We start from the raw sequence: 26,039 nt of genomic DNA, 5'->3' as shown, positions 1-26,039 counted from the left end.
TTAGGCTTAAAGATCATCAGAATATGCGGGTAATTCTATAAGGATTTTCACGCCACCTAAAGAGGAAGGCATGGCACTTATCTTACCATTATGAGCTTCAACAATATTTTCGCAAATCGCAAGACCTAAACCTGAGCCTCCACTTGCACGATTTCGTGAATTTTCTGCACGATAAAAGCGCTGGAAAACAGCATTGTATTGAGCACTGTCTAGCCCTGGAGCACTATCTTCTAATGAAATAAAAACATGATTTTGCTCTTTTTTTGTGCTGATATGTAATTGTCCACCTGAATAAGTATAGCGTACGCTATTCTCTAGCAGATTATGGAAAAGCTGGATCAACCTATCAGGATCAGCTTGCACAATGAGTGGGAATGAATCATCTAATTCGGTAAGTAAAGTAATATCTTTAGTTTGATAGGTATGACGATAAGAAGCCACAGCCAATAAAATTACTTCATTGATATCAATAAAATCTTTACGATAAGTTAAAGAGCCTCTATCTGATAATGATAGTTGGTGGAGATCATTAACCAATTTGGTTAGATTTGTAACTTCAAATAAAAGGGAATTTAGCGTCTCTGTTGAGGGCTTTCTGACACCATCTTGTAACGCTTCAAGTTCACCTTTTAATATGGCAAGAGGGGTTCGCAATTCATGTGAGATATCTGCCATATAATCACGACGAATTTGTTCATTTTTTTCTAGTGTGCTGGCAAGTTGATTAAAGTCGGTAGCAAGTTGACTGATTTCATCTTTGCTTGAGGGTGTTACGCGAACAGAGAAGTCACCCGCTGCTAATTTATGTGTCGCTTCAACAAGACGTTTAACAGGGCGTATCATATTGCGAGAAAGAATAAGAGTGATCAATAAAGCAAAAAGAACGGTTAAACCTGCAATTATCCAGCTAGTACGCAGTTGTTGCTTATCAAAGCTAATATCGGCCTCATTACTGATTTTATCTGCCGCGCTGACAATCACCCATCCAACAATTTCATCGTGAAAGGTAATGGGCTTTTTAAATGTTTCTGCGGGAAATTGATTGTCATGCCCAAATAAACGTTTCATCTCTTTATCAACGATCCAAAATTGTGTACGCCAACCTCTAGGAGGCGGTCCTTCGCTACTTTGGCTTATTTGATCAATACTTCGTAATATTTGATAAAGAGAGCGATCATCTCTATTGAGGAAACGCCAATCTCCCGTTAAAGCATATTGTTCAGTTAAGGCTTCAGCTAAAAGAGTTGCACGCTGTTCACTGTTTTTCTTGATATAACCAATGAATCCTTGCTGGAAGCTACCTCGAATACCGATATGCATGGCGAGAACAACAACCATACAAGTAGCAAAAACCACTAAGAACAGCTTGCTTCTCAATTTCATGCACTTGCCTCTTTTTTGCTGATACGTCGTTGTTGCCAACGTTCACGCAATCCATCAAAAAATAGATAAATAACCGGAGTTGTATAAAGGGTCAGTAGCTGGCTCATTAATAAACCACCTACAATTGTTATCCCTAAAGGTTGTCTTAACTCTGCGCCATCTCCACTACCTAACATTAGTGGTAATGCACCAAATAGTGCGGCGAGTGTTGTCATAAGAATAGGGCGGAAACGTAATAGACTGGCTTGAATAATCGCCTCTTTAGCTGACAACTTGCCTTCACGTTGGGCTGTAATTGCAAAATCCACCATAATAATGGCGTTTTTCTTCACAATGCCAATAAGTAGCATAATGCCAATAAGTGCAATCAGACTAAAAGGTGTATTAAAAAGCTGTAACGCTAATAAGGCGCCCACACCCGCGGAAGGTAGGGTAGATAAAATGGTCAGTGGATGAATATAACTTTCATATAACACACCTAATACTAAATAGACCGTTACAATCGCCGCTAAGATAAGAATAAGCTGTGATTTGATGGTTTCTTGAAAAATCTGTGCGGTACCAGCAAAAGTACCTCTGACGGTATTAGGTACACCTAATTCTGTCATTGTGCGTTCAATAGAATTAATGGCATCTGCTAATGTATAGCCTTCTGGAATATTAAAGGCAATAGTTGAAGATGCAGATAATCCTTGGTGATTAACACTTAATGGCGCATTAGCAGGATACCAACTCGCAAATGTGGATAATGGGATACGTTCACCTTGATTATTGACCACATACATTTTATCTAATGCAGAGACATCTTGAGTATATTGTTCTGAGACTTCCATCACCACTTTATACTGATTTAGTGGCGCATAAATGGTGGATATTTGACGCTGACCAAAAGCATTGTTTAGTAGATTATTGGCATCACTAACATTAATACCTAATTGCGACATGGTATCGCGATCGTAAGTTAGTGCCATTTCTGCGCCTTTATCTTCTTTATCAGAGTTAACGTCTACAAGTTGAGGCAGTTCACCTAACGCTTTACGAACAATGGGCTCCCATTTACGCAACTCGCTCAAATCATCAGCTAATAATGTGAATTGATAACTGGCATTTGCTTGGCGTCCACCCGCTCTAACATCTTGCACTGGCATTAAAAAGAGGTTAGCGCCAGGTTCATTGGCTAATTTTGTTCGTAGGCGATTAATTACTTGGTTTGCGCTATCAGTACGCTCTGACAGTGGGTTGAGGGAAATAAACATAAATCCACTATTAATACGCCCCCCGCCAGTAAAACCCGTTACGCTATCAACGTCTTTATCTGCATTAATTTCTTGCATAAAGCGGGTCATTTTTTCTTTCATTGATTGGAATGAAATACTTTGGTCTGCACGCACAAATCCCATTAAACGTCCTGTATCTTGATCAGGGAAAAATGTTTTGGGTGCACTGATGTATAAATAAGCATTTAAGCCTAATGTGGCAAGAAAAATAGCCATAACCCAGCGTCGATGACGTAACGCTGCTTGCAATGTGACGCTGTAACCTTGTTGGAGACGGAAAAGTAACTTGCCAAAACCCCGTAAATGCGACTGTGCTTTAGGCTTCATCCCTTTTAGTAAATGGGCACACATCATGGGGGTGAGCGTTAGAGAAACAAACAGCGAAATTGCAATAGCGGTTGTTAAGGTGATGGCAAATTCTTTAAATAATCGCCCGACTAGACCATCCATTAATAGTAATGGAATAAAAACGGCAACAAGAGAAATACTCATTGAAAGGACTGTAAAACCAACTTCACCGACCCCTTTCAAGGCGGCATCTTTAGGTTTTAAACCATTCTCAATATGACGAGAGATATTTTCAAGCACCACAATTGCATCATCAACTACAAAGCCTGTGGCTACGGTTAATGCCATTAATGAAAGGTTATTTAAACTAAAGCCACAAAGGTACATGGCTGAAAAAGTACCAATTAATGAGACGGGTACCGCAACTGCAGGGATCAGCGTGGCGCGACCTGAGCGTAAAAATAAGAACACAACTAAAATGACCAGCGCCACAGCAATAGCTAATGCACGTTCAACTTCAGCTAATGAAGCGCGAATAGTGGGGGTTCTATCTTGTGCAACTTTTAAATCAACACTTGCAGGGATCAGCTCACGTAATTCTGGAAGCTCATCACGAATACGATTGACGGTTTCAATGATATTGGCACCAGCTTCACGACGAATAACCAGCAAAATAGCAGGCTCTCCGCCACTCATTCCGGCAGCTCGAGAGTTTTGTATAGAATCGGTAACTTGTGCCACATCACTTAAACGCACAACGGCATCTTGATTGTAATGTACGATCACAGGGCGATATTCAGCCGCCTTACTCAGCTCATCGTTAGTTTGGATTTGCCAACGCCTTTCGTCATTATTTACAAAGCCTTGAGGTCGGCGCACATTTGCTTGGTTAATTGCTTTTCTAACATCATCAAGGCTGACATTTTGGTTAAATAACGCATCAGGATTGAGGGCGACACGTATCGCCGGTAATGAGCCACCACCGACAGAAACTTCACTGACACCTTCAATCTGAGAAATTTTTTGTGCCAACCTTGTTGAGGCGAGATCATAAAGCTCCCCTGTATTTTGGGTGTCAGAGGTGAGCGTTAAGATCATAATCGGTGCATCAGAAGGATTCGATTTATAATAACGCGGGCGACTTGGCATACCTGATGGTAATAAGCTTTGCGAAGCATTTAATGCCGCTTGTACATCACGAGCGGCTGTATTGATATCTTTGTTTAAGTCGAACACTAACGTAATACTGGTACTTCCAAGCGAACTGCTTGATGTCATTTCATCAATACCTGAAATTCTCCCTAGAGAGCGCTCAAGTGGTGTTGCCACAGAAGATGCCATGGTTTCTGGTGATGCCCCCGGTAATGAAGCGTAAATATTAATAACCGGATAATCAACTTGGGGTAATGGGGCAACCGGAAGCAACATAAACCCTAAGGCACCACATAAAGAAATTGCTAAACTCAGTAATGTGGTTGCTACAGGTCGTTGAATAAAGAGGGCGAAGAACTTCATGATACAGCCTCGTTATTATTCTCAACATGTTTATTGCGGTTGATGTAGAGCGATAATTTATCAAATAACAGATAAATTACAGGTGTTGTAAATAGGGTTAAGATTTGGCTCATAATTAAGCCACCAACCATACAAACCCCTAATGGTTGACGTAATTCAGCCCCTACACCGGTACTTAACATTAAAGGCAACGCACCTAAAAGCGCCGCCATTGTGGTCATTAAGATTGGGCGGAAACGTAATAAACACGCTTGATAAATAGCATCGTAAGGTGTTAAACCTTGTTCTCGTTCAGCGGCAAGGGCAAAGTCTATCATCATGATCGCATTTTTCTTTACGATCCCGATAAGTAAGATGATCCCAATAATTGCAATAATATCCAGCTCATTGCCTGCGGCTATTAAAGCCAATAATGCGCCGACGCCGGCTGTTGGCAGTGTCGATAAAATCGTAATAGGGTGAATAAAACTCTCATATAGCACTCCTAATACAATATACATAGCTACAATTGCCGCGATAATCAGCCACAAAGTACTTGAAAGCGCACTTTCAAATGCCAGTGTCGCACCTTGGAATTGGGTGGTGATATCTCTTGGCATAGAGATTTGCTCTTCAGCCAATTTTACTGCTTTCACCGCTTCTTCAAGAGAGGATTGTTCTGCGACATTAAATGAGAATGTTGCTGAAGGAAATTGCTCTTGATGATTGATAGAGAGTGGCGCTAAACGTTGCTCTACGGATGCAATCGATAATAAAGGTACCATCGCACCATCTTTACCCGTTAAATGCACGGCTGAAAGTGCCTGTAATCCATCACCATTACGAATATCTTGTTCTAATACCACACGATACTGATTGGCTTGAGTGTAGATAGTTGAAATTAAACGCTGACCAAAAGCATTATAAAGTGCGTTATCTATTTCACTCATTGAAATACCTAAACGACTTGCTGAGTCTCTGTCCACTTTGATATATGCCATCATGCCGTTATCTTGCCAATCACTGCTGATATCAGTCAATTCAGGGCTATCTTTTAGTGCTTGAGAGAGCTTAGGTACCCAATAAGCTAACTCATCTAATGATGTTGCTTGTAATGTAAATTGATACTGAGTACGAGAAACTTGCGTATCAATGGTTAAATCTTGAGTCGGTTGCAGATAAAGAGTCATTCCCGCAATAGAAGCAATACGCGCTTGTAAACGAGGAATAATCACATCTATCCTATCATCACGCTGATCAAGGGGTTTTAGCGTGATCTGTAGTCGTCCAGTATTGAGTGTTGCGTTACTGCCATCAATACCCACAAAACTGGCAATATTATCAACGGCTGGATCATCAATTAATTTATCAACGACTTGTTGCTGTTTTTCTACCATTGCTTGATAAGAAATGGATTGTGAGGTTTCAATGGTTCCTTGCAATAGCCCGTTATCTTGTAATGGGAAAAAGCCTTTAGGAATAAACATATATAGCAATACAGTTAGCATCAATGTGCTAAGTGCTACGCCAAGCGTTATCCATTGATGGTTTAAAACACGTTTAAGCCAAACGGCATACACCGCAATCATTCTTTCAAAGAAACGTTCGCACGCCATTTCAAAACGATTGTGTTTGATTTCATTTTCAGGTTTTAGCAATCGAGCACACATCATTGGCGTTAATGTGAGCGAAACCACGGCAGAGATTAGAATGGCGACAGCAAGGGTGATTGCAAACTCCCTAAATAAACGACCAACAATATCACCCATAAATAACAATGGGATCAGTACGGCAATAAGAGAGAAGGTAAGCGAAATAATGGTAAAACCAATTTCACCAGCCCCTTTTAGGGCGGCTGTTAACGGTTTATCACCACGTTCGAGGTAACGGGAAATATTTTCAATCACAACAATCGCATCATCGACAACAAAGCCTGTGGCAATAGTAAGAGCCATTAAGGTGAGGTTATTGACGGAGAATCCACAAAAATACATTACTGCAAACGTACCTACTAATGAAAGCGGTACTGCAATACTTGGAATTAAGGTTGCGACACCATTACGTAAAAAGAGATAAATGACCATTACCACAAGAGCGATAGCCAATCCAAGTTCAAACTGTACATCTTTAACTGAAGCGCGGATCGTAGTGGTTCTGTCTGTTAAAATTTCAACATTAACGGATTTTGGTAAATTAGAGACTAAATCAGGCAATAAATTACGAATATTATCAGTAGTATCAATGACGTTAACACCAGGTTGACGTTGAATATTAATAATAATCGCCTGCTTGTTATTTGCCCATGCACCTAGTTGGTTGTTTTCAGGTGCTTGTTCTATTGTGGCGATATCAGATAGACGAATTGGTGCGCCATTTTTATAAGTAACGATTAATTGACGGTAATCTTCTAATGATTTCATCTGATCATTAGCGGATAGCGTTACAGAGCGAGTTGGCCCATCAAGGCTTCCTTTCGCTGAGTTAACATTCGCATTATTGATTGCTACACGAATTTGTTCGCTATCTAAACCGTAAGATGCAGCGGCTTGTGCATTGAGTTTAACTCTAACAGCAGGGCGCTGACCACCAGCTAAAGCCACTAAACCGACGCCATTAACTTGTGAAATTTTTTGTGAGATACGGGTTTCAACCATATCTTGCAATTGTGTCATCGGTAATGTTGAGCTAGTAACCGCCAAGGTTAAAATAGGCGGATCAGCTGGATTTACTTTGCTGTAAATTGGTGGGTAAGGTAAATCGGATGGTAGCAAATTAGTGGCTGCATTTATCGCTGCTTGTACTTCTTGCTCTGCAACATCTAATGGTAATGTTAATTGGAACATCAGCGTGATCACTGAAGCACCACCAGAGCTTTGTGACGACATCTGCTTTAATCCAGACATCTGCCCAAACTGGCGCTCTAATGGAGCCGTAACTGCTGATGTCATTACATCAGGGCTTGCTCCGGGATAAAGCGTAACGACCTGAATTGTTGGATAATCAACTTCAGGTAATGCTGAGACGGGGAGCATGCGATAGCCGACAATCCCAGCTAGGAGTATGGCAACCATAAAAAGGGTTGTTGCAACAGGGCGCAGAATAAATAAGCGAGAGGGGCCGCCACCTGTACCGTGTGTTTTTTCGGTCATTATGCTTTCTCCGCAACAACACGGTTATTTTCTTTAGTCTTTGGTGCCGTTGGTGTCACGATATCGACTTTTGCACCCTGTGTTAATCTATCCACACCATCGGTTACAACGCGCTGATCAGCGGATAAACCGGATGCTATTACGACTTTTTCCGCATTTTGTAAGGCAACTTCAACACGTAATTTACTTACTTTATTTTCACTATCCACAACCCAAACAAAGTGGCCTTCATTACCCATTTGTAGAGCTGCATTAGGAATAACCACCGCTTTTTCTAATGTGGTGACATAAAGACGCACATTTACAAACTGGTTAGGAAATAACGTTGTCTCTTGTTGTGGAAAGCGTGCTTTTAATTTAATGGTGCCAGTTGTTGCATCAATTTGGTTATCAACACTAAATAATTCTCCTTTAGCTAATTCAAACTGATTATTTCTATCTAATGCGATGACTGGTAAATTTGTATTGTTTTTACGTGCTTGAATAACATTCGCCAGATCTTGTTCTGGCAATGTAAAAATCACATCAACAGGATCCATTTGATTGATAACAACGATAGGCGTAGATGAACCACCAGAAATATAATTACCAACATCAACTTGTTTTAACCCTACTCGACCTGAAATGGGTGCGGTGATTTTGCTATAAGTGAGTTGCAGTTGTGCATTACTGATAGTGGCTTCATCAATACGAATACTGGCCTCAGACTGTTTGACTAAAGCTTGCTGATTATCTAGCTCTTGTTGTGAGACTAAATTGGTTTTCGCTAATTTCTGATAACGCGCTAAATCAAGACGTGCATTTGCTAATGTGGCCTGATCTTTTGCAAGCTGCCCTTTGGCTTGGGCTAATTGAACTTCAAATGGACGAGGATCAATCTCAGCTAATAAATCACCTTTTTGAACGTGTTGTCCTTCTGTGAAATGTAACGCCATTAGTTGACCTTCAACACGACTCGTAACGGTTACGCTATTAGTGGCTTTTACTGTCCCTAAAGCAGATAAAAATTGAGGTACATCCTCTTGTGTTGATGTTGCAACTTGAACAGGTGGTAAAGGAGGGCGTCGAGATCCAGATGTACCTCGATTTTGTGAGTTAGTTACTTGAGCCCCTTTATTTTCAGGCGACGCGGTTTTTGCTGCATTAAATTGCCAATAGGCGTAAGCCCCTGCGATTACGACGATTAAAGCGATAATGAGAGAAACTCTTTTTTTAGCACTTTTGTTTTTATTCATTACTTTTGTGATCCCACTGGCAACTAGCTAATCAGAAATACTGAAATGAAAATCTGGAATGGTGACATTCTACCTGTTTCTTCATAGTTAAAAATGGAGGAAATATGGAAATTAAGTCAAGGAATGTGTTTTGTTGATGTTATTTTAATCAATTAAAACAAATTGCTACTGGCATTATTTTATCGTTGTTATTCAATAAGAGATAATTTAGCAAATAAGGGATAAGCAGTAGCGTAGCTTAATTGTTTATATAGGGATAATTAAGTGAAAAATAATTTATTTATTATCAGTGAGTTATTTTGTTTGATGTTTTTTTAACCGCATAACTATTTTGTACAAATGCCTGTAACTATGATAAAACGCAATAGTTAGTTATAATTCTTAGATAATTATTCTTTCCAGTGATAGAATGCCAACCTTGTTTTTCTCTGCGTTGAACTCTTTTCAAAGAATAACAATCCAGTATGAAATTCACCGAGCTTTAACTCTGTCTTGAATAACGAAAATTTTGTAAAAATCAGCCTAACTATAAAGGCGTAATAGAATAATTAGAGGTTTTTAGTGTCAACTGCAAACACACCTGATGATGGACAAAAACCGAGTCTGAATGCATTTAAACAGCCTCGTGCGTTTTATCTCATCTTCTCAATCGAATTATGGGAACGTTTCGGCTATTACGGTCTGCAAGGGATCATGGCCGTTTACTTGGTTAAAATGCTGGGGATGGGTGAAGCGGAAGCAATCACTGTTTTTGCTGCATTTACCGCATTAGTTTATGGTTTTGTTGCTATCGGTGGATGGCTTGGGGATAAAATCCTTGGTACTAAAAGGGTTATTATTCTTGGCGCGATCGTACTGGCAATTGGTTATGCGATGGTGGCATTCTCTGATCACGATAAAGATGTGATTTATTGGGGATTAGCAACAATTGCAGTGGGTAATGGTTTATTTAAAGCTAACCCATCTTCATTATTAGCAACTTGCTATGAGAAGGATGATCCGCAATTAGACGGTGCATTTACTATGTACTATATGTCTATTAATGTCGGTTCATTCTTATCTATGTTAGCAACACCATGGTTAGCGGCTAATTATGGTTGGGATGTTGCGTTTGCATTAAGTGTTGTAGGGATGCTGATCACTTTGGCAAACTTTATGGTTTGTCGTGGTTGGATCAAAGATAAAGGTTCTAGACCTGATTTTGAACCACTTAATTATTCAAAATTGTTGTTAACGCTGGTGGGTATCGTTGCTTTAACGGCAGTATCGACTTGGTTGTTACATAATAATGAAGTGGCAAGTTGGTCTTTAGCGGTCATTTCACTAGGTATCATCCTGATTTTTGCGCGTGAAACCTTTATGATGAAAGGTGTGGCACGTCGTAAGATGATTGTTGCATTCTTACTGATGGTTGAGGCTGTGGTATTCTTTGTTCTTTATGATCAAATGCCAACATCTTTAAACTTCTTCGCAATTCATAACGTAGAACATTCTCTGTTAGGCTTCAGTGTTGAACCAGAGCAATTCCAATCACTTAATCCATTCTGGATCATGTTAGCAAGTCCACTTTTAGCGGCTGTATATAACTTTATGGGCGACAAACTGCCAATGCCTTATAAGTTCACCGCTGGGATGTTTTTAAGTGCGACCGCATTCTTAGTGCTACCACTGGGTGCAAGCATGGCAAATGAAGCGGGTATTGTGTCTTCATGGTGGTTAGTTGCAAGTTATGGTTTCCAAAGTATTGGTGAGCTAATGATTTCAGGGTTAGGTCTTGCTATGGTTGCTCAACTTGTACCACAGCGTTTAATGGGCTTTATCATGGGGGCTTGGTTCTTAACTTCGGCAGCTGCTGCAATTATTGCAGGTAAAGTTGCGAGTTTAATGGCTGTACCGGAAGATGTACAAAGTGCTCACGCTTCATTAGAAATTTATAGTAGTGTATTCTTACAAATCGGTATTGTAACAGGCGTTATCGCAATTCTAATGCTGATCACAGCACCTATGCTAAGTAAAATGACACAATAATTTGTTTTATTGAAAAACAAAAAATTTAAGAAAAATAAAGGATGCTATAAGGCATCCTTTTTTGTTGTATATAGAAAAAATACAGCTCCTATTAGGGAGCTGTATTGAACTGGAGAGGGTGATAATGAGTTGCTCTTAACTAACAACTTTATCAATTTGTAATGCAACTTCTTTCTCTCTAACTTTCGGTGTTACCGCGGTCCAGCCTTTATAGGCTAAAGGTAAGAATGCAACCACGATAGCTAAGGCAGAAACACCAGCAACATAATAAGCACCTGCCATTGCGGTTTTTTCTAACCATATTCCTGTTAACATTGGCGTTAATCCACCGAACAAGGCATAAGCCATATTATAAGCGAAAGACAAACCAGAAAAACGAATTGAGGGTGGAAATGCTCTTGTGCTAACAATAGGTGTAGTTGCAATTGCTCCAACAAAAAAGCCCATCAGAGCATAGTTAAACGCCAACTGGAAACCGGACATTGCTACATCTAAACTGCCATAAAAATGGAATGCAGTAACAATTAAACCACCCCATGATAATGTCATTGATGCGCGTGTTCCTAATTTGTCACCAATCCAACCCCAGAATATGCAACCTAAGGTTAAGGTTAATGTTGCAACACAGTTCGCTTCTAATGACGTTGTTCTATCAATTTTATAGATCCCTTCAACAATGACTCCGGGGGTCATCAAAATGGTGACAACAATAGCTGTTGATAAAGACCATGTTAATGCAGCAGTAATTAAGCACGCTTGTTTATGATTTTTAATAACTGAAACCACAGGCATTTCTTGTGCTAACGCTTTTTTTGCTGCCATCTCTTTAAAGATAGGGGTTTCTTGTAAAAAACGACGTAAGTAAACAGAGATTAAGCCAAAAACACCCCCTAAAATAAAGGGAATACGCCATGCAAAATCATTCACTTCTTGGGCTGTATAGCTACGTTGAACGATAATCGCCACAATTGAACCTAATAAAATACCGCCAGTAATGCCAGAGGTTAATGTTCCTACGCCTAAGCCATAACGTTGTTTTGGTGTGTGTTCTGCGATAAACACCCAAGCACCCGGCATTTCACCACCAATAGCGGCACCTTGCATAATGCGCATTAATAACAACAATAATGGTGCTGCAATACCAATGCTGGCATAAGTTGGTAATAAACCAATAACTAATGTTGGTACAGCCATTAAGAAGATACTTAAGGTAAACATACGTTTACGTCCAATAATATCTCCGTAGTGTGCCATAATAATGCCACCCAAAGGGCGAGCAAGATAGCCCGCTGCAAAGATACCTAATGTCTGCATTTGTGCAATAAAGGCGTTATCACCAGGAAAGAACAAGTGGCTCAATGTTTTCGTAAAGAACACGAAGATCACGAAATCATAGAACTCCAATGTTCCTCCTAGTGAGGATAAACCCAACGTTTTATAGTCGTTGCGATTCAATGGTCTTGCCGTAGGTTGACTCAACGGCTGAGTGGAGTGTGATTGTGATGTCATAATAACAACCTATAATAATCATCGTGATAAAATAAATAAGTAATAAGATCACAATTAAATTCTTTTTAAATTAGCAAATGAAATAGAGTGAAAATAAATAACAGCAAAAGGTTATTTAAAGGCTATTTATGCAAGAAAGAATAATATTGTGATGATGGTTTAAGTTATAACAGGAAGCTCTTAATAATGTAAGTGGATGAAATTAAAACAACATCATTAACCTTTTTGTTATTTATTGTTAGTTTTGTTTACTTTGTTGATTTTGTTTTTTGAAAGAAAACTCTGCATTATCAATTTTTATCAATAGATAATAAATATATTATATGTATTGAAAGCAAGTAAGAATTCTATGTTTTTAAATAAAGAAGGTTTAATGTTGAATATATTTATTCAAATTTAAATAAGTATGGAAAATAAGAAATTAAGTAATAATTTAATTTATTATTTTCCATAAATAAAGTTATTACTAGATAATTAAGAAAGCTAACAGTATTTATAATGAAAGATATGATCTGATAGAAAATGGATTATTAGAATATTCTGCTGTATGTTAAATCTCGATGCGTTAAAATTAAATTCCAATAAATATTAATTTGTTAAAATTTGATTTCAATTTAGTTTACAAAGATAATTTTAATTTGGTATTTTTATGCATAATGTGGTTTTTTTTGAGCTTTCAGTTGGATTGAAAATAAAAACAAAAAATAGGCATCAAAAAAACGATCTTTGGTTATAATTACATCAGTAAGCCAATTGTTATATCGGAGGATTTATGGTCTCTATCTCAATGAGTGCTGTTCTCTTAACTGCAATTGCTCTGTTCGTATCGTTTTCTATTGTTGCATTAGGTGGGGGATTAGTATTAAAAACTCTGCTTAATAACACCAATCAAAATGATAGCTATTTATTAAGTGATTCTTTTAAAAAGACTTTTATTACTTCATTGATTATTGCATTGTTGCTTATCTATTATTACCTCTCTACAACGGCCTAATATCTATTTGATTGGCATAAAAAACGCCACTGTATTTTATTATCAGTGGCGTTAGTGTAATAAGGCGTATCTTAGACTAAGAAGATAGTTGCTAAACCTAAGAAGATAAAGAAACCACCTGTATCGGTAATAGCGGTTATCATAACGCTTGAGCCAATTGCGGGATCTTTACCTAATTTAATCATTGTCATTGGGATTAATACCCCCATCATGGCAGCCATTAAGAGGTTTAATACCATCGCCATTGTCATGACTGCACCCATAGCAATATCGCCATAGAGTAGGAAGGTGACAATTCCCATTATGCCTCCCCACACAATACCATTAATAAGGGCGACACCTAACTCTCTTAAAATCAAGAAAGAGAAACTACCCGTTTGTATTTGATGTAGTGCTAAAGCACGAACAATCATTGTGATGGTTTGATTACCTGTATTTCCCCCAATACCCGCAACAATCGGCATTAATGTAGCGAGAGCGACTAATTGAGAAATAGTATGTTCAAACACACCAATCACACGAGAAGCCACAAAGGCGGTACATAAGTTAATAGCAAGCCAAGTCCAACGTGTTTTAACTGCTTGTCCAACGGGCGCAAAGACGTCTTCTTCTGGACTCAAACCACCCATACGACGAATATTGGTATCGCTCTCTTCATGCATGTTATCAACGATATCTTCAACAGTTAATCGCCCCATTAGAAGACCATTACTATCGACAACTGCCGCTGAAATTAAGTCATAACGTTCGAACGCACCCGCTGCATCTTCACCTTTTTCTTCAGGCATAAAGCTAACGGTATCTGTTTTCATTACATCAGAGACAAGCTTATCCGGAGATTGCGTTAAAACGGTGGTTAATGGAAGTTCGCCCAACAGATGGTTTTTATTATCAATAACGAAAATTTTATCCGTTGCTTCAGGAATAGAGCCTCGTTGGCGTAGATAGCGTTGTACCGTTTTTAATGTGACATTCCCTCGTACAGTGACGAACTCAAAATCCATCATCTGACCGACACTGTCTTTGGGATATTGCAGAACTTCTCTTATTCTATTACGCAGGCTTGGTTCTAAATAGGTAAGAAGGCGACGCATCGTATCGCGAGGTAAGTGTTCTGCGATGTACGCTTGCTCATCCACATGTAATGTGGCAACCGATCGTAATAATTCACGGTCAGTCATATCTTTAATTAAACTGTCCCAAACGGCGACAGAAGCTTCGACTAAAACAGCACCACGTTCATTATTATCAACCAAATGCCACAGAGCTAGACGTTCGTCATAGGGAAGGGCTTCAAGAATATCTGCAATATCTGCCGCGTGTAGATCTTGTAGTAATTCTCTAACAGTGGTGATTTTTTCATGAAGTTCATGGTGGCTCAGCCTATCATTTTCACTAGCTTCACCTAAAACGGTTTCAACAAAACGTTCATCTTCGAGAAAGATGCTCAAAATTTGCTGACGCAGGTGTGCCACTTTTTGTGAATACGGATTGATGGCAGCCGCAGTATCATTGTTGATAGCTGTTTGAGACATGTTATTCCTTTTTAATTCTTACGAGGGAGATAACCACTGACACTAATTATTCCATTTTAGGATGATTATCGGTCTTCTCCGTATAAAATATATGAATCTTGAACAATATTGCGTTGGTGATGTTCATATTATGGTCACAAATCAAACCTATGTTGTTATGTGATAGTCGTTGTATGATAGATGCAACAAAAGACGCATTGACTAGCGTCTTTTTCTGTATAATATCATATTGTTAAGCAGATTCCTCTTTTATATCTAGTTTCCAACCTGGAACTGACTGCCAATGTTCTTGTTCTTTTTCTAAATCCAATTCCATCAATGTGTTATCGGAAAGATATTTTTTAGGAAAGTAAAGCGTCCAATGATTTTCATCTGTAACTAAACGCAAAGATGTCGGTTTTGTTGTCGATTGTCGCTGATTATTAAGTAAAGTCGCTAGCCTTAGTATTTGTACGAGTGGAAAATACTGCTTCTTTTTATAAAGATTAAATTTAGGCAACTCATCTAACTTGATCCCTTTTCGGTGATAGCGAACGAGGGTTGTTAATAACAGTTGTTGCTCTTGATTAAAACCGGGTAAATCCGTATTTGAAAGAATATAAGCAGAATGACGATGTAATCCACTTAAATTAATGCTTAATCCTACTTCATGTAACATGACAGCCCAAACTAAAATAGCTTCTAAATCAGGGCGAACCAGTTTTGGATTTTGCTTTGCCCACTGAGCGTAAAGCGATTGCATTGTGTCAAGAACACGTTTTGCTTGTTCTCTGTCAATATTATAGTGCTCTGCAAGGCTTTTAGCTGTGCGCTGGCGAATATCTTGATGGCGAAATCGGCCTTCCATTTCGTAAAGCACACCTTCACGTAATGCACCATCAGATAGGTGTAAGGATTTTAATCCTAATGAATCAAAAATACCGCATAAAATTGCCAAACCTGGTACAAAAACACGTTTACGTTCATCAGATAAACCTGGCAGGGTAATATCTTTAAACTTCTTAAATCGTAAAACTTGCTTAGTGAGCATAAGTAGGCGTTCAGGTGTGATAACACCGTCTTTTTCACCAAGCTCAACTAAGATCTCATGGGCAGCTTTAATTGTTCCTGATGCACCTAAAGCCACATCCCAGCCTGTCATATTGTATTGCCATGCAATTTTTTCCATTTTACGTGCTGCTTTTTCTCGCGCTTTACGAAAAGCGGATTCGCTAATTTTTTGTTCTGGGAAAAATTGACGGCTGAAACTGACACACCCCATGCGTTGGCTTTCGATTAAAATGGGTTCAAAATTTTCACCAATAACGAGTTCTGTTGAACCACCACCGATATCGATAACGAGTTTTCGACCTTTTTCAGATTGAGTGTGTTCAACACCCATAAAAATAAGTCGCGCTTCTTCATGGCCTGAAATAATTTCGATAGGATAAGGAATAACGTCTTTGGCTCGTTGAAGAAAGACTTTAGCATTAGTGGCGACACGTAAAGTGTGAGTTCCTACGACGGTGACATTTTCTGCTGGGAAACCCTGTAACCTTTCAGCGAAAAGAGAAAGAGCCGAGAGCCCACGTAACATAGCCTCCTCGCTTAATTCGTTATCATCATCAAGTCCATCAGCAAGATAAACTCGCTGTTTTAAACGGCTTAATACTTGCAATGCACCATTAACAACTCGTGCAATTATCATATGAAAACTATTAGAACCGAGGTCAATAGCCGCAATTTCTAAAGGGCGTGGTGAAGAGTCATCTTGTGATAAAGGCATAAAATTACGCTCGTGAATCTGGTTGTTCTAACAATTTAATGTACTCATAGACAGCAAGCTGGGAACGGATTTTACGTTTATTTCCACGAGGAACATAGTTATTTGTTAAATCTTTATCGATATAACGTGCTTTTACTGTGTCATTAAATTGAATATCCAGTATATCTAGAACGCGCTGTTTGAGTTGAGGATCAAGCAAAGCCACCGCAACTTCAATACGGTAGTCAAGGTTTCTTGTCATCCAATCTGCAGAAGAGAGAAAGATCTTTTCATCGCCTTTATTAGTGAACACATAAACACGGTCGTGTTCTAAAAAGCGGTCAACAATACTGGTTACCTGAATATTTTCACTAAATCCTGGTTGATTAGGGACTAAAGAACACATTCCACGGACTAATAATCGTACTTTTACGCCAGCTTCTGATGCGTCATAAAGGCGATTAACTAACTCTTCATCAACTAAATTATTTACTTTTAATGTGATCCCCGCAGGATGTCCGGCTTGAGCACTGTGAATTTCATTTGTGATTAATTGATTTAAAAGAATACGTGAATTTTGTGGTGAAACCATTAAATGTTCAAAAGTTACAGGGCGATAAGGGTTTTCAATAAAGTTAAAGACACGACGGACTTCATTGGTAATTTCGGTGTTAGCTGTTAATAGTGAATAGTCAGTATAAAGACGGGCTGTTTTTTCGTTAAAGTTCCCCGTACCAATATGAGCATAGCGAATGATTTCACCATTTTCTAAACGTGAAATGATAAATAACTTCGCGTGAATTTTTAGGCCCGGAGCAGAGAAAATAACATGTACACCGGCTTCTGTTAGGCGTTTTGCCCAGTGAATATTTGCTGCTTCATCAAAACGTGCTTGTAACTCAACAACGACCGTAACACGTTTGCCGTTATGTGCCGCGTGTATCATTGAATCAATGATCCGTGAGTCTTTAGCAACACGGTAAATATTGATTTTTATTGAGATAACACTTGGGTCAAAAGAAGCTTGGCGCAACAATTCCAGCACATGTTCAAAAGTATGATAAGGATAATAGAGCAAGACATCGCGTTCACGTATGGCATCAAAACCATTACGGAAGTTATCAAACCAAATATGGCGTAGACGTGGGATCGGTTTATTTAAGAGAAATTTACTACCTTCGTTTGGGAAATTAATAAAATCTTTAAAATTATGATAACGACCACCAGCAATGACGGAGTCATTATTCGATAAACCTAACTTACTGCGCAGTAATGCTACCATTTCATCAGGCATATCACGCTGATAAACAAAACGAACAGGCTCTGCAGTAAGACGTTGCTTTAATGTCGATGACATCATTTCAAGTAAACTTGATTCCATTTCTGTCGCAAGATCGTACTCTGCATCTCGCGTCATTTTCATGGAATAAGCACTTAATGACTCATAATCAAAAAAGCCTTTAAACACTTCATCAAGACAGTAGCGTAAAATATTATCCAACAAAATCATGGATTTTTTCTTACTACGCCCCTGATCTGTTGGCAGAATAACGAAACGAGGTACTTTATCTGATGGAATTTCTAGTAGGGCATAATGAATAATTTGCCCTTGCACTATCTCAACGGCTAAATAGGTATAGTCATCCTTAAGAAACTCAACCAAGTCTGTTTCAGGATTAATTAAAATAGGTGTGATGTGTTTTCTTAAATTTTGACGGAAATATTGACGTAACCAGATCTGTTGATTAGGTGAGATTTGGCGTTCATTAATTAAAAAGATTTGGTTTCGCGCCATTTCAAGTAACAAATCATTGTATAAAGCATCAAACTCTTGGTCGGCTTTAGCCACTTTTGATTGGATCTTCTTTATAAGATGGCGGGCATGACTCGATGCAGAGCGTGAACCCCGCTCTTCATTAATTAGAATACGGCGTTTTACATCAGCAAAGCGAACCTTGTAAAACTCATCAAGATTATTTGAATAGATCCCCAGAAACCTGACTCTTTCAATTAACGGGTTTCGTTTATCAGCCGCCTCTTGTAATACACGTTCGTTAAACGCAAGCCAACTGATCTCTTTATCAATATAGAGTCGTTCCTGGGACATCTGAACTCCAACAAGGGTTAAAGTTAAAACTTAATATCTGAATAAATCAGACGTATTGCTTAATAGTCGCACCCGGTTTAACAAAATTTTCGGGTTTCGCCTCTTTGGCTTTTTGTTCAAAATAGGGCGCTTGGAAAGTACACATTCTAATCGCAGAACGGTAGGCACCGTTAACAAAAAACTCATCTATTAAATCACCTTCTTTTTTAAAGCCAAGTTTTTCATAAATATGAATTGCCTTGGCATTCTCTTTATCGACGATTAAATAGAGCTTGTACAAATTAAGTACAGAAAAAGCATAATTCATCGCAAGCCTTGCTGCGCGTGCAGCATATCCATGGCCTTGATGCGCAGGGGCGATGATGATTTGAAATTCAGCACGACGGTGAACATAATCAATTTCAACCAACTCGACAAGCCCAACTTTAGTGCCATTACTTTCGGCAATAAAACGGCGTTCACTTTGGTCGTGAATATGTTTTTCATAAAGGTCGCTTAACTCGATAAAAGCCTCATAAGGCTCTTCAAACCAATAGCGCATAACGCTGGCGTTATTATCAAGTTGGTGAACAAAAGAGAGATCTTCTCGTTCGAGAGGACGTAATTTTATAGGTGGAACTTTCTTACCACCGGACATAAGCACCTCGGTGAATGCATTGAATAAAAAGAGAAAAGGGTGACACAAAAAAAGTCACGCGGGCTACAGTGTAGCACAATGTGACTTTTTATCTTAAATGAAATAGTTACCCAAGATTGTCGAAAAGTGCAATATCATCGAGAAAGGCTTGATTATTCTGCATTTTTAATCGCTCATCAGCTAACCACCCAATCGCTAATGGATAGATACGGTACTCTTCCGCTTGTATTCTTGTTTGTAATGATTGTTCAGTATCATCTGGTAAAACAGGAATACGCGCTTGAATGATCATAGGGCCACCATCAAGTTCTTCTGTCACAAAATGGACGGTAACACCATGAAAAGAGTCTTTATTTGCTAAAACTTGGCGATGAGTGTGTAACCCGGGATATTTAGGAAGCAAAGAAGGATGGATATTTAATAGTTTATGCTGATAATGAGTGACAAAATCAGGCGATAAAATACGCATAAAACCAGCTAAAACCACAATATCGGGCTGATAAGCATCGATTTGTTCAATTAATGCTTTATCGTAATCAGCTCTATCATTATATAGAGTTGGATCAATAAAATAAGCTGGAATATCAGCAAGTTTTGCCCGTTCAAGACCATATGCATCAGCTTTATTACTTAAGACAGCAACCACATTACCTGTGATTTTATTTGCCCTACAGGCGTCAATAATCGCCTGTAGGTTGCTGCCGTTTCCTGAGATGAGGACAACAATATTTTTCATTCACATGCTTTCATTAGTTAATAATAACTTGTGCTTCACCCGTAGCTTGTGGCGCAATTTCGCCAATTAACCATGCGTTTTCACCACACTCAGCAAGATGTGCCAATGTTTTTTCAACATCATTTGGGTTAACGGCAATTAACAATCCAACGCCACAGTTAAAGGTACGATACATTTCATGTGTGCTGACTTGTCCCGCATCTTGTAACCATTTGAAAACCAGTGGCCATTCCCAGCTTTTACTGTTAATACGCGCTTGTGTGTTTTCAGGTAATACACGAGGAATATTTTCCCAGAATCCACCGCCAGTGATATGCGCTACCGCGTGAATATCAACATTTTTAATTAGTGACAGTAAGGATTTTACATAGATACGAGTAGGCGCTAGCAGATGATCAGCCAATGATTTATCACCTAACGGTGTGTTTTCGGCTTGTGTATTGCTGACTTCAAGAATTTTTCTGACTAATGAATAACCATTAGAATGAGGACCACTTGATGCTAAAGCAATTAGCGCATCGCCAGCTTTAACTTTGCTACCATCGATAATTTCTGATTTTTCAACCACACCAACACAAAAGCCTGCGATATCATAATCATTACCGTGATACATACCTGGCATTTCAGCAGTTTCACCACCTACTAATGCACAACCAGATTGTTTACAACCTTCTGCAATACCTGTTACGACACGAGCTGCGGTATCGACATCTAATTTTCCTGTGGCATAGTAGTCAAGGAAGAAAAGAGGTTCAGCACCTTGAACAATTAAATCGTTGACACACATTGCGACTAAATCAATCCCGATGTCATCATGGCGATTTAAATCCATCGCAAGACGAAGTTTAGTTCCTACGCCATCTGTGCCTGAAACTAAAATAGGTTCACGGTATTTAGATGGAATGGCACAAAGTGCACCGAAACCACCTAATCCCCCCATAACTTCAGGACGGCGGGTTTCTTTTACTACACCTTTGATACGATCGACTAAAGCATTACCTGCATCAATATCGACACCGGCATCTTTATAGCTGAGAGAGGATTTGTTAGTCACGTAGAGCCCTCACGGCAAGTTGCTGTTAAGAAAAAATGTGTGCGGGTGCTATTCTAACAGGCAAAGCAAACGTTTGCGAGGATCTTCTTTATAGGTCACAATTATTCATGTTGGTGTGGTTAAAAGCTGTGCGCTTGATCAATATCAATAGAAAAACGATGGAATGTTGGCAAAAAAGCGGTATAATCTCGCGATTTTTTTGTCAGGCTGCGTCGTACATTAGGAGAAATTATGAAGATCGTTGAGGTAAAACACCCACTCATTCAACATAAATTGGGGCTGATGCGAGATCATGATATAAGCACTAAACGCTTTCGTGAACTGGCTTCAGAAGTTTCCAGTCTACTGACGTATGAAGCTACCGCCGATTTAGAAACAGAGACGGTAACAATAGAAGGTTGGTGTGGTTCGGTAGAGATAGAACAGATTAAAGGAAAAAAAATCACAGTAGTTCCTATCCTCCGTGCAGGTATCGGGATGATGGATGGAGTATTAGAAAATATTCCTAGTGCCCGAATCAGTGTAGTTGGCGTTTACCGCGATGAAGAAACATTAAAACCCGTCCCTTACTTCCAGAAATTAGCATCTAATATTGAAGAGCGTATGGCTCTTGTTGTTGACCCTATGTTAGCAACAGGCGGCTCTATGATTGCCACAATTGATTTATTAAAAAATGCGGGCTGTACTTCAATTAAAGTATTAGTACTGGTTGCTGCTCCAGAAGGTATTAAGGCATTAGGAGATGCTCATCCAGATGTGGAATTATATACTGCATCTATTGATAGCCATCTTAATGAGCACGGGTACATCGTTCCAGGTCTTGGCGATGCTGGTGATAAGATATTTGGTACAAAATAATAGTTAAGCCGACTTTGATAGTCGGCTTTTTTTTGGATCACTTATTATTAGACTCTAAATATTTTAAGGCGCCGTTAGGTGACGAGTGCGAGTGAGCACAGTTAGCAATGTGGCGATTTAAAGTAGGACGAGTAAAAAGTTAAAAATACAAACCAATTTCACATTCATATTAAAGAGAGGTCGTAAGCATGACTCGTCGTGCAATCGGGGTAGAAGAGCGCCCACCATTATTACAAACAATCCCGTTGAGCCTTCAACATCTGTTTGCAATGTTTGGCGCCACCGTACTTGTGCCAATTTTATTTAAAGTTAATCCGGCAACAATATTATTATTTAACGGGATCGGAACCCTGCTTTATCTCTTTATTTGTAAAGGACGTATTCCTGCTTATTTAGGTTCAAGTTTTGCGTTTATTTCACCCGTGTTGTTACTTTTACCATTAGGATATGAATTAGCGCTTGGCGGGTTTATCGTCTGTGGTGTGTTATTTTGCTTAGTGGCTGGTATTGTAAAAATAGCAGGGCGAAGCTGGATTAATGTGATGTTTCCGCCTGCGGCAATGGGCGCAATCGTTGCCGTCATCGGGCTTGAATTAGCAGGAACTGCTGCAGGAATGGCAGGATTATTACCAAGTGCAGATGCACCAGTTGATAGTCAGACACTGCTTATTTCGATGGTGACTTTAGGTGTGACTATTTTAGGTTCTGTGATGTTTAGAGGATTTCTTGCTATTATTCCTATTCTTATTGGGGTATTAGCAGGTTATGCACTCTCTTTCTTCTTGGGCGTTGTTGATATTACACCAATTAAAGAAGCTAACTGGTTTGCACTACCGACATTCTATTCTCCGCGTTTTGAATGGAGTGCTATCTTTATTATCCTACCCGCTGCACTAGTTGTTATTGCTGAGCATGTTGGGCACCTTGTTGTCACCGCAAATATTGTGCAACGCGATTTAATGAAAAATCCGGGATTACATCGTTCTATGTTCGCAAACGGTTTCTCTACCATTATTTCGGGTTTCTTTGGTTCAACACCAAATACCACTTATGGTGAAAATATTGGTGTTATGGCTATCACTAAGGTTTACAGCTCATGGGTTATTGGTGGTGCGGCAATTCTCGCCATCTTATTATCTTGTGTGGGTAAACTGGCTGCGGCTATAGCTGCTGTGCCTGTTCCAGTTATGGGTGGGGTTTCATTACTGCTTTACGGTGTGATTGGTGCATCAGGTATTCGTGTCTTGTTAGATTCAAAAGTGGATTATAATAAACCGCAAAACTTGATATTAACGGCTATTATTCTGATTGTTGGTGTGAGTGGTGCTTCCATTCAAATTGGTGCGGCTGAATTAAAAGGCATGGCATTAGCAACTATCGTGGGTATTGTTTTAAGTTTGATTTTTAAACTCGTCAGTATTATTCGTCCCGAAACAGAATTAGTGGATAACACCATTGAGTCGGTTAGTGGTACAGCAAATAAAAAGTAATCGATTGAGAAAATCTAAAGCAATATACTGAAATTAATAAAAAGGTGGATGATCTCCACCTTTTTTATTGTGTTTTAGTTTTTATGTCATATTAAAAACTAAGATTTTTGATATTTTAAGTGTTTAAAACTTAGAAAAGCATGATTAATTCAATCATGATGTTTATTTAAATAAAATAAATGAGACAATGGTAGGCTGTTCTTATGCGAAATAGGCATCTTATTTGCGATTTAAGTGATATTCGTTTTAAGGTTGGGGTATCTCAATAAAGGTATAACGTAATTTATGGAAAAGCTGATTGAAATTTATGATTTCATTGCATCAAAGCAGATTTTTACCACAATATTTTTAGTTATTGTGTTGTTGGTGGTATGGTTTCTCGCCAAAATGATTTTCCGTCGAATCGCAAAGCGTTTACTTTTTTTATTTACTGAGCTTTCAGATGAAGAAACCATAGAAGATATAGCTAAAAAGAGTGCATCTATTGTTGCTGTTACACTCGTTCTCTATATTAATCAGCTACTACCGTCGTTTTCAACTGAAATGAATATTATCTTTGAGACGGTTGCTCGTGCCTTTATTATCGTCAATATCGCCTCATTGCTTAATAACGCACTTGATATCTTCAATATTAGGCATGCTAAAAAAGCGTGGCATCGGAATAATTCCATCAAAGGCTATATTGAGATTGCCAAAATTGTGGTCTGGATTATCTCTTTTATCCTTATCATTGCGTTATTTACTGAACAATCACCGCTTATTATTATCTCAAGCTTTGGTGCTATTGCAGCGGTGTTAATGTTTGTTTTTCAGCATACACTTATCTCTTTTGTTGCCAATATTCTTATTTCTAACGGAAAAGTATTAAAGCTTTATGATTGGATTGAATTGCCCAGTAGTAATATCAGCGGTGAGGTTATTGATATTGCATTACATACGATCACCGTACGCAATTGGGATAATACAATTTCCCGTATTCCAACTAAAGACTTTTTGACTGAAAAATATACTAATTGGCAACCGATGTTTTCATCAGGAGGGCGTCGGATTAAACGTAGTTTTTATATTGACCAATCTTCGATTTCATTTGCAACTCAAGAGCTAGTATTAGAATTAAAAAATACCGCTCCGCTTCGTAAAAGCATAGAAACAATGCTTGAAGGCAAAGAAGAAGAGATTGGTGATATTAATGAGTGGTTAGAAACAAAAGGCGTGACTAACTTACAGTTATTTCGTAAGTACATGCTAAATTGGATAAAAATGCGTGGTGATGTTCGACCTGACATGTATTTGGTGATCAGAACGATGCCACCGACCCCAATGGGATTACCAGTAGAGTTATATTGCTTTACTCGAGCAACCACTTGGGTTGAATATGAAGAGACTCAATCTGAAATTTTTGAGTATATAAATGCATCAGCCAAATATTTTAAACTCGATATTTATCAGCAACCTTCCGGTAATGATGTTGCGAAATTAAATTTCAGATAATAAGGTGAAACGAATTAACACGGAATGTTTTTTGATTTTGTTTTAAATAATTTAAGGGATAGCCAAGTAACCATTTAATGAGGGGCTTGATGTATATAAAATGGACTTATTATGGTGATCTTGCTGTTATCTTAACCAGTGTCATGTGCTTTTTTAATATTGATTCTGACCTTGTGAGAATTTGTGTTAGAATCACCACGTTTATTAAACTATTCAGGTGAGGTGCTTCTGAATACGCCGTCACAGCTATCATTACCACTATCTCTGCCCGATGATGAGACATTCGATAGCTTTTATGCAGGGGAAAACGCGTCGTTAGTCGCGGCAATTCGAACCGCCATTCATCAATCTCATGGCAGTTATATCTATTTCTGGTCTCGTGACGGAGGTGGAAAGAGCCATCTATTACATGCCGCTTGTGCTGAGCTTTCATTAAAAGGTGATGCCGTTGGGTATGTTCCCCTTGATAAACGCGCCTACTTTGTTCCCGATGTTCTTGAAGGTATGGAACATTTATCCTTAGTTTGTATTGATAATGTTCAGTGTATTGCTGGTGATGAAGAGTGGGAACTCGCCTTATTTAATCTTTATAACCGTGTTTTAGAGCATGGCCGCACCTGTTTATTAATTACAGGGGATCGACCGCCTCGCCAAATAGAGCTACAACTTCCTGATTTAGCATCTCGCCTTGATTGGGGGCAAATCTATCGTTTGCAACCTTTAAGTGACGAAGAAAAAATCCAAGCGTTGCAATTAAGAGCAAAACTTCGTGGGTTTGAATTACCTGAAGATGTTGGCCGTTTTGTACTAAAACGTTTAGATAGAAAAATGCGTACCTTATTTGAAATGCTTGATGAACTTGATCATGCTTCTATTGTTGCTCAGCGTAAACTGACTATCCCATTTGTGAAAGATATACTCAAACTTTAAATGGCCTCACTCATCTTATTAGGTGAGGCGAATAATCTAAATCCAACCTCACTTTTCCAAATTAAATTCCCATTGAAGGTAACGATTTTTTGTTATTTAT

Annotated in this window: 17 protein-coding genes; 6 read left to right on the top strand and 11 right to left on the bottom strand. The window is 38.8% G+C overall.

The window, feature by feature from the left end:
* Positions 1-6 precede the first annotated feature (6 nt).
* Genes baeS through QSH13_RS05935 form a run of 4 tightly spaced genes read right to left on the bottom strand, consistent with a single transcriptional unit; the run spans position 7 to position 8,826 of the window.
* Complete coding sequence (gene baeS, locus QSH13_RS05950; protein ID WP_286038926.1) at positions 7-1,383, bottom strand: envelope stress sensor histidine kinase BaeS; 1,377 nt, start codon at positions 1,381-1,383, stop codon at positions 7-9.
* Positions 1,380-4,463 carry a multidrug efflux RND transporter permease subunit MdtC gene (mdtC, locus tag QSH13_RS05945; RefSeq protein WP_109406672.1) on the bottom strand — a complete coding sequence of 1,028 codons (3,084 nt, stop codon included), beginning with the start codon at positions 4,461-4,463 and terminating at the stop codon, positions 1,380-1,382. The genes baeS and mdtC overlap by 4 nt, the downstream gene beginning before the upstream one ends.
* Complete coding sequence (locus tag QSH13_RS05940; RefSeq protein WP_196544697.1) at positions 4,460-7,591, bottom strand: MdtB/MuxB family multidrug efflux RND transporter permease subunit; 3,132 nt, start codon at positions 7,589-7,591, stop codon at positions 4,460-4,462. The genes mdtC and QSH13_RS05940 overlap by 4 nt, the downstream gene beginning before the upstream one ends.
* Complete coding sequence (locus tag QSH13_RS05935) at positions 7,591-8,826, bottom strand: MdtA/MuxA family multidrug efflux RND transporter periplasmic adaptor subunit (protein WP_109395688.1); 1,236 nt, start codon at positions 8,824-8,826, stop codon at positions 7,591-7,593. Before QSH13_RS05935 ends, QSH13_RS05940 begins: the two co-directional genes overlap by 1 nt.
* Positions 8,827-9,387: 561 nt before the next feature.
* On the opposite strand from QSH13_RS05935, the gene dtpA reads away from it, so the two are divergent.
* Positions 9,388-10,854, top strand: coding sequence for a dipeptide/tripeptide permease DtpA (gene dtpA, locus QSH13_RS05930; RefSeq protein WP_286038925.1), 1,467 nt, complete (start codon positions 9,388-9,390; stop codon positions 10,852-10,854).
* A gap of 135 nt (positions 10,855-10,989) precedes the next feature.
* Here dtpA and QSH13_RS05925 read toward each other — a convergent pair whose 3' ends face one another.
* Positions 10,990-12,363: an MFS transporter gene (locus QSH13_RS05925; RefSeq protein ID WP_185902028.1), complete on the bottom strand. Its 1,374-nt coding sequence runs from the start codon at positions 12,361-12,363 to the stop codon at positions 10,990-10,992.
* A gap of 772 nt (positions 12,364-13,135) precedes the next feature.
* Here QSH13_RS05925 and QSH13_RS05920 point away from each other — a divergent pair.
* Positions 13,136-13,357, top strand: coding sequence for a hypothetical protein (locus QSH13_RS05920; protein WP_109398430.1), 222 nt, complete (start codon positions 13,136-13,138; stop codon positions 13,355-13,357).
* Between the two features lie 71 nt (positions 13,358-13,428).
* On the opposite strand, the gene mgtE is transcribed toward QSH13_RS05920, so the two are convergent.
* The 6 genes from mgtE to purM form a co-directional block, all read right to left on the bottom strand.
* Entirely contained in the window at positions 13,429-14,892 is a 1,464-nt protein-coding gene (mgtE, locus tag QSH13_RS05915) for a magnesium transporter (RefSeq protein WP_109398429.1), read from the bottom strand.
* 232 nt (positions 14,893-15,124) lie between these two features.
* A complete protein-coding gene (gene ppx, locus QSH13_RS05910; protein ID WP_109398428.1) occupies positions 15,125-16,657 on the bottom strand; it encodes an exopolyphosphatase in 1,533 nt (510 codons plus the stop codon).
* A 4-nt stretch (positions 16,658-16,661) separates the two neighbouring features.
* The gene (gene ppk1, locus QSH13_RS05905; protein ID WP_109398427.1) at positions 16,662-18,743 is read right to left on the bottom strand and encodes a polyphosphate kinase 1; all 2,082 of its coding nucleotides are present in this window, start codon (positions 18,741-18,743) and stop codon (positions 16,662-16,664) included.
* Positions 18,744-18,789: 46 nt separating this feature from the next.
* Positions 18,790-19,380, bottom strand: a complete 591-nt coding sequence (gene speG, locus QSH13_RS05900; protein WP_286038924.1) for a spermidine N1-acetyltransferase — start codon at positions 19,378-19,380, stop codon at positions 18,790-18,792.
* A 106-nt stretch (positions 19,381-19,486) separates the two neighbouring features.
* A complete protein-coding gene (gene purN, locus QSH13_RS05895) occupies positions 19,487-20,116 on the bottom strand; it encodes a phosphoribosylglycinamide formyltransferase (RefSeq protein ID WP_109406670.1) in 630 nt (209 codons plus the stop codon).
* A gap of 13 nt (positions 20,117-20,129) precedes the next feature.
* A complete protein-coding gene (gene purM, locus QSH13_RS05890; protein ID WP_286038923.1) occupies positions 20,130-21,170 on the bottom strand; it encodes a phosphoribosylformylglycinamidine cyclo-ligase in 1,041 nt (346 codons plus the stop codon).
* Between the two features lie 231 nt (positions 21,171-21,401).
* On the opposite strand from purM, the gene upp reads away from it, so the two are divergent.
* The 4 genes from upp to hda all read left to right on the top strand — a co-directional run bounded on the left by upp (position 21,402) and on the right by hda (position 25,939).
* Entirely contained in the window at positions 21,402-22,028 is a 627-nt protein-coding gene (gene upp / locus QSH13_RS05885; RefSeq protein ID WP_109398423.1) for a uracil phosphoribosyltransferase, read from the top strand.
* 188 nt (positions 22,029-22,216) lie between these two features.
* Positions 22,217-23,518 carry a uracil permease gene (gene uraA, locus QSH13_RS05880; protein WP_109398422.1) on the top strand — a complete coding sequence of 434 codons (1,302 nt, stop codon included), beginning with the start codon at positions 22,217-22,219 and terminating at the stop codon, positions 23,516-23,518.
* A 285-nt stretch (positions 23,519-23,803) separates the two neighbouring features.
* A complete protein-coding gene (locus QSH13_RS05875) occupies positions 23,804-25,009 on the top strand; it encodes a mechanosensitive ion channel family protein (RefSeq protein ID WP_109398421.1) in 1,206 nt (401 codons plus the stop codon).
* Positions 25,010-25,231: 222 nt separating this feature from the next.
* A complete protein-coding gene (hda, locus tag QSH13_RS05870) occupies positions 25,232-25,939 on the top strand; it encodes a DnaA inactivator Hda (protein ID WP_006533048.1) in 708 nt (235 codons plus the stop codon).
* The last annotated feature ends 100 nt before the right edge of the window (positions 25,940-26,039 follow it).

Origin of the sequence: Proteus faecis, from assembly GCF_030286765.1 — a bacterium.
Classification (GTDB): Bacteria; Pseudomonadota; Gammaproteobacteria; order Enterobacterales; family Enterobacteriaceae; genus Proteus; species Proteus faecis.
Note: the sequence above shows the minus strand (reverse complement) of the source record. Positions and strands in the feature narration are given on the sequence as shown.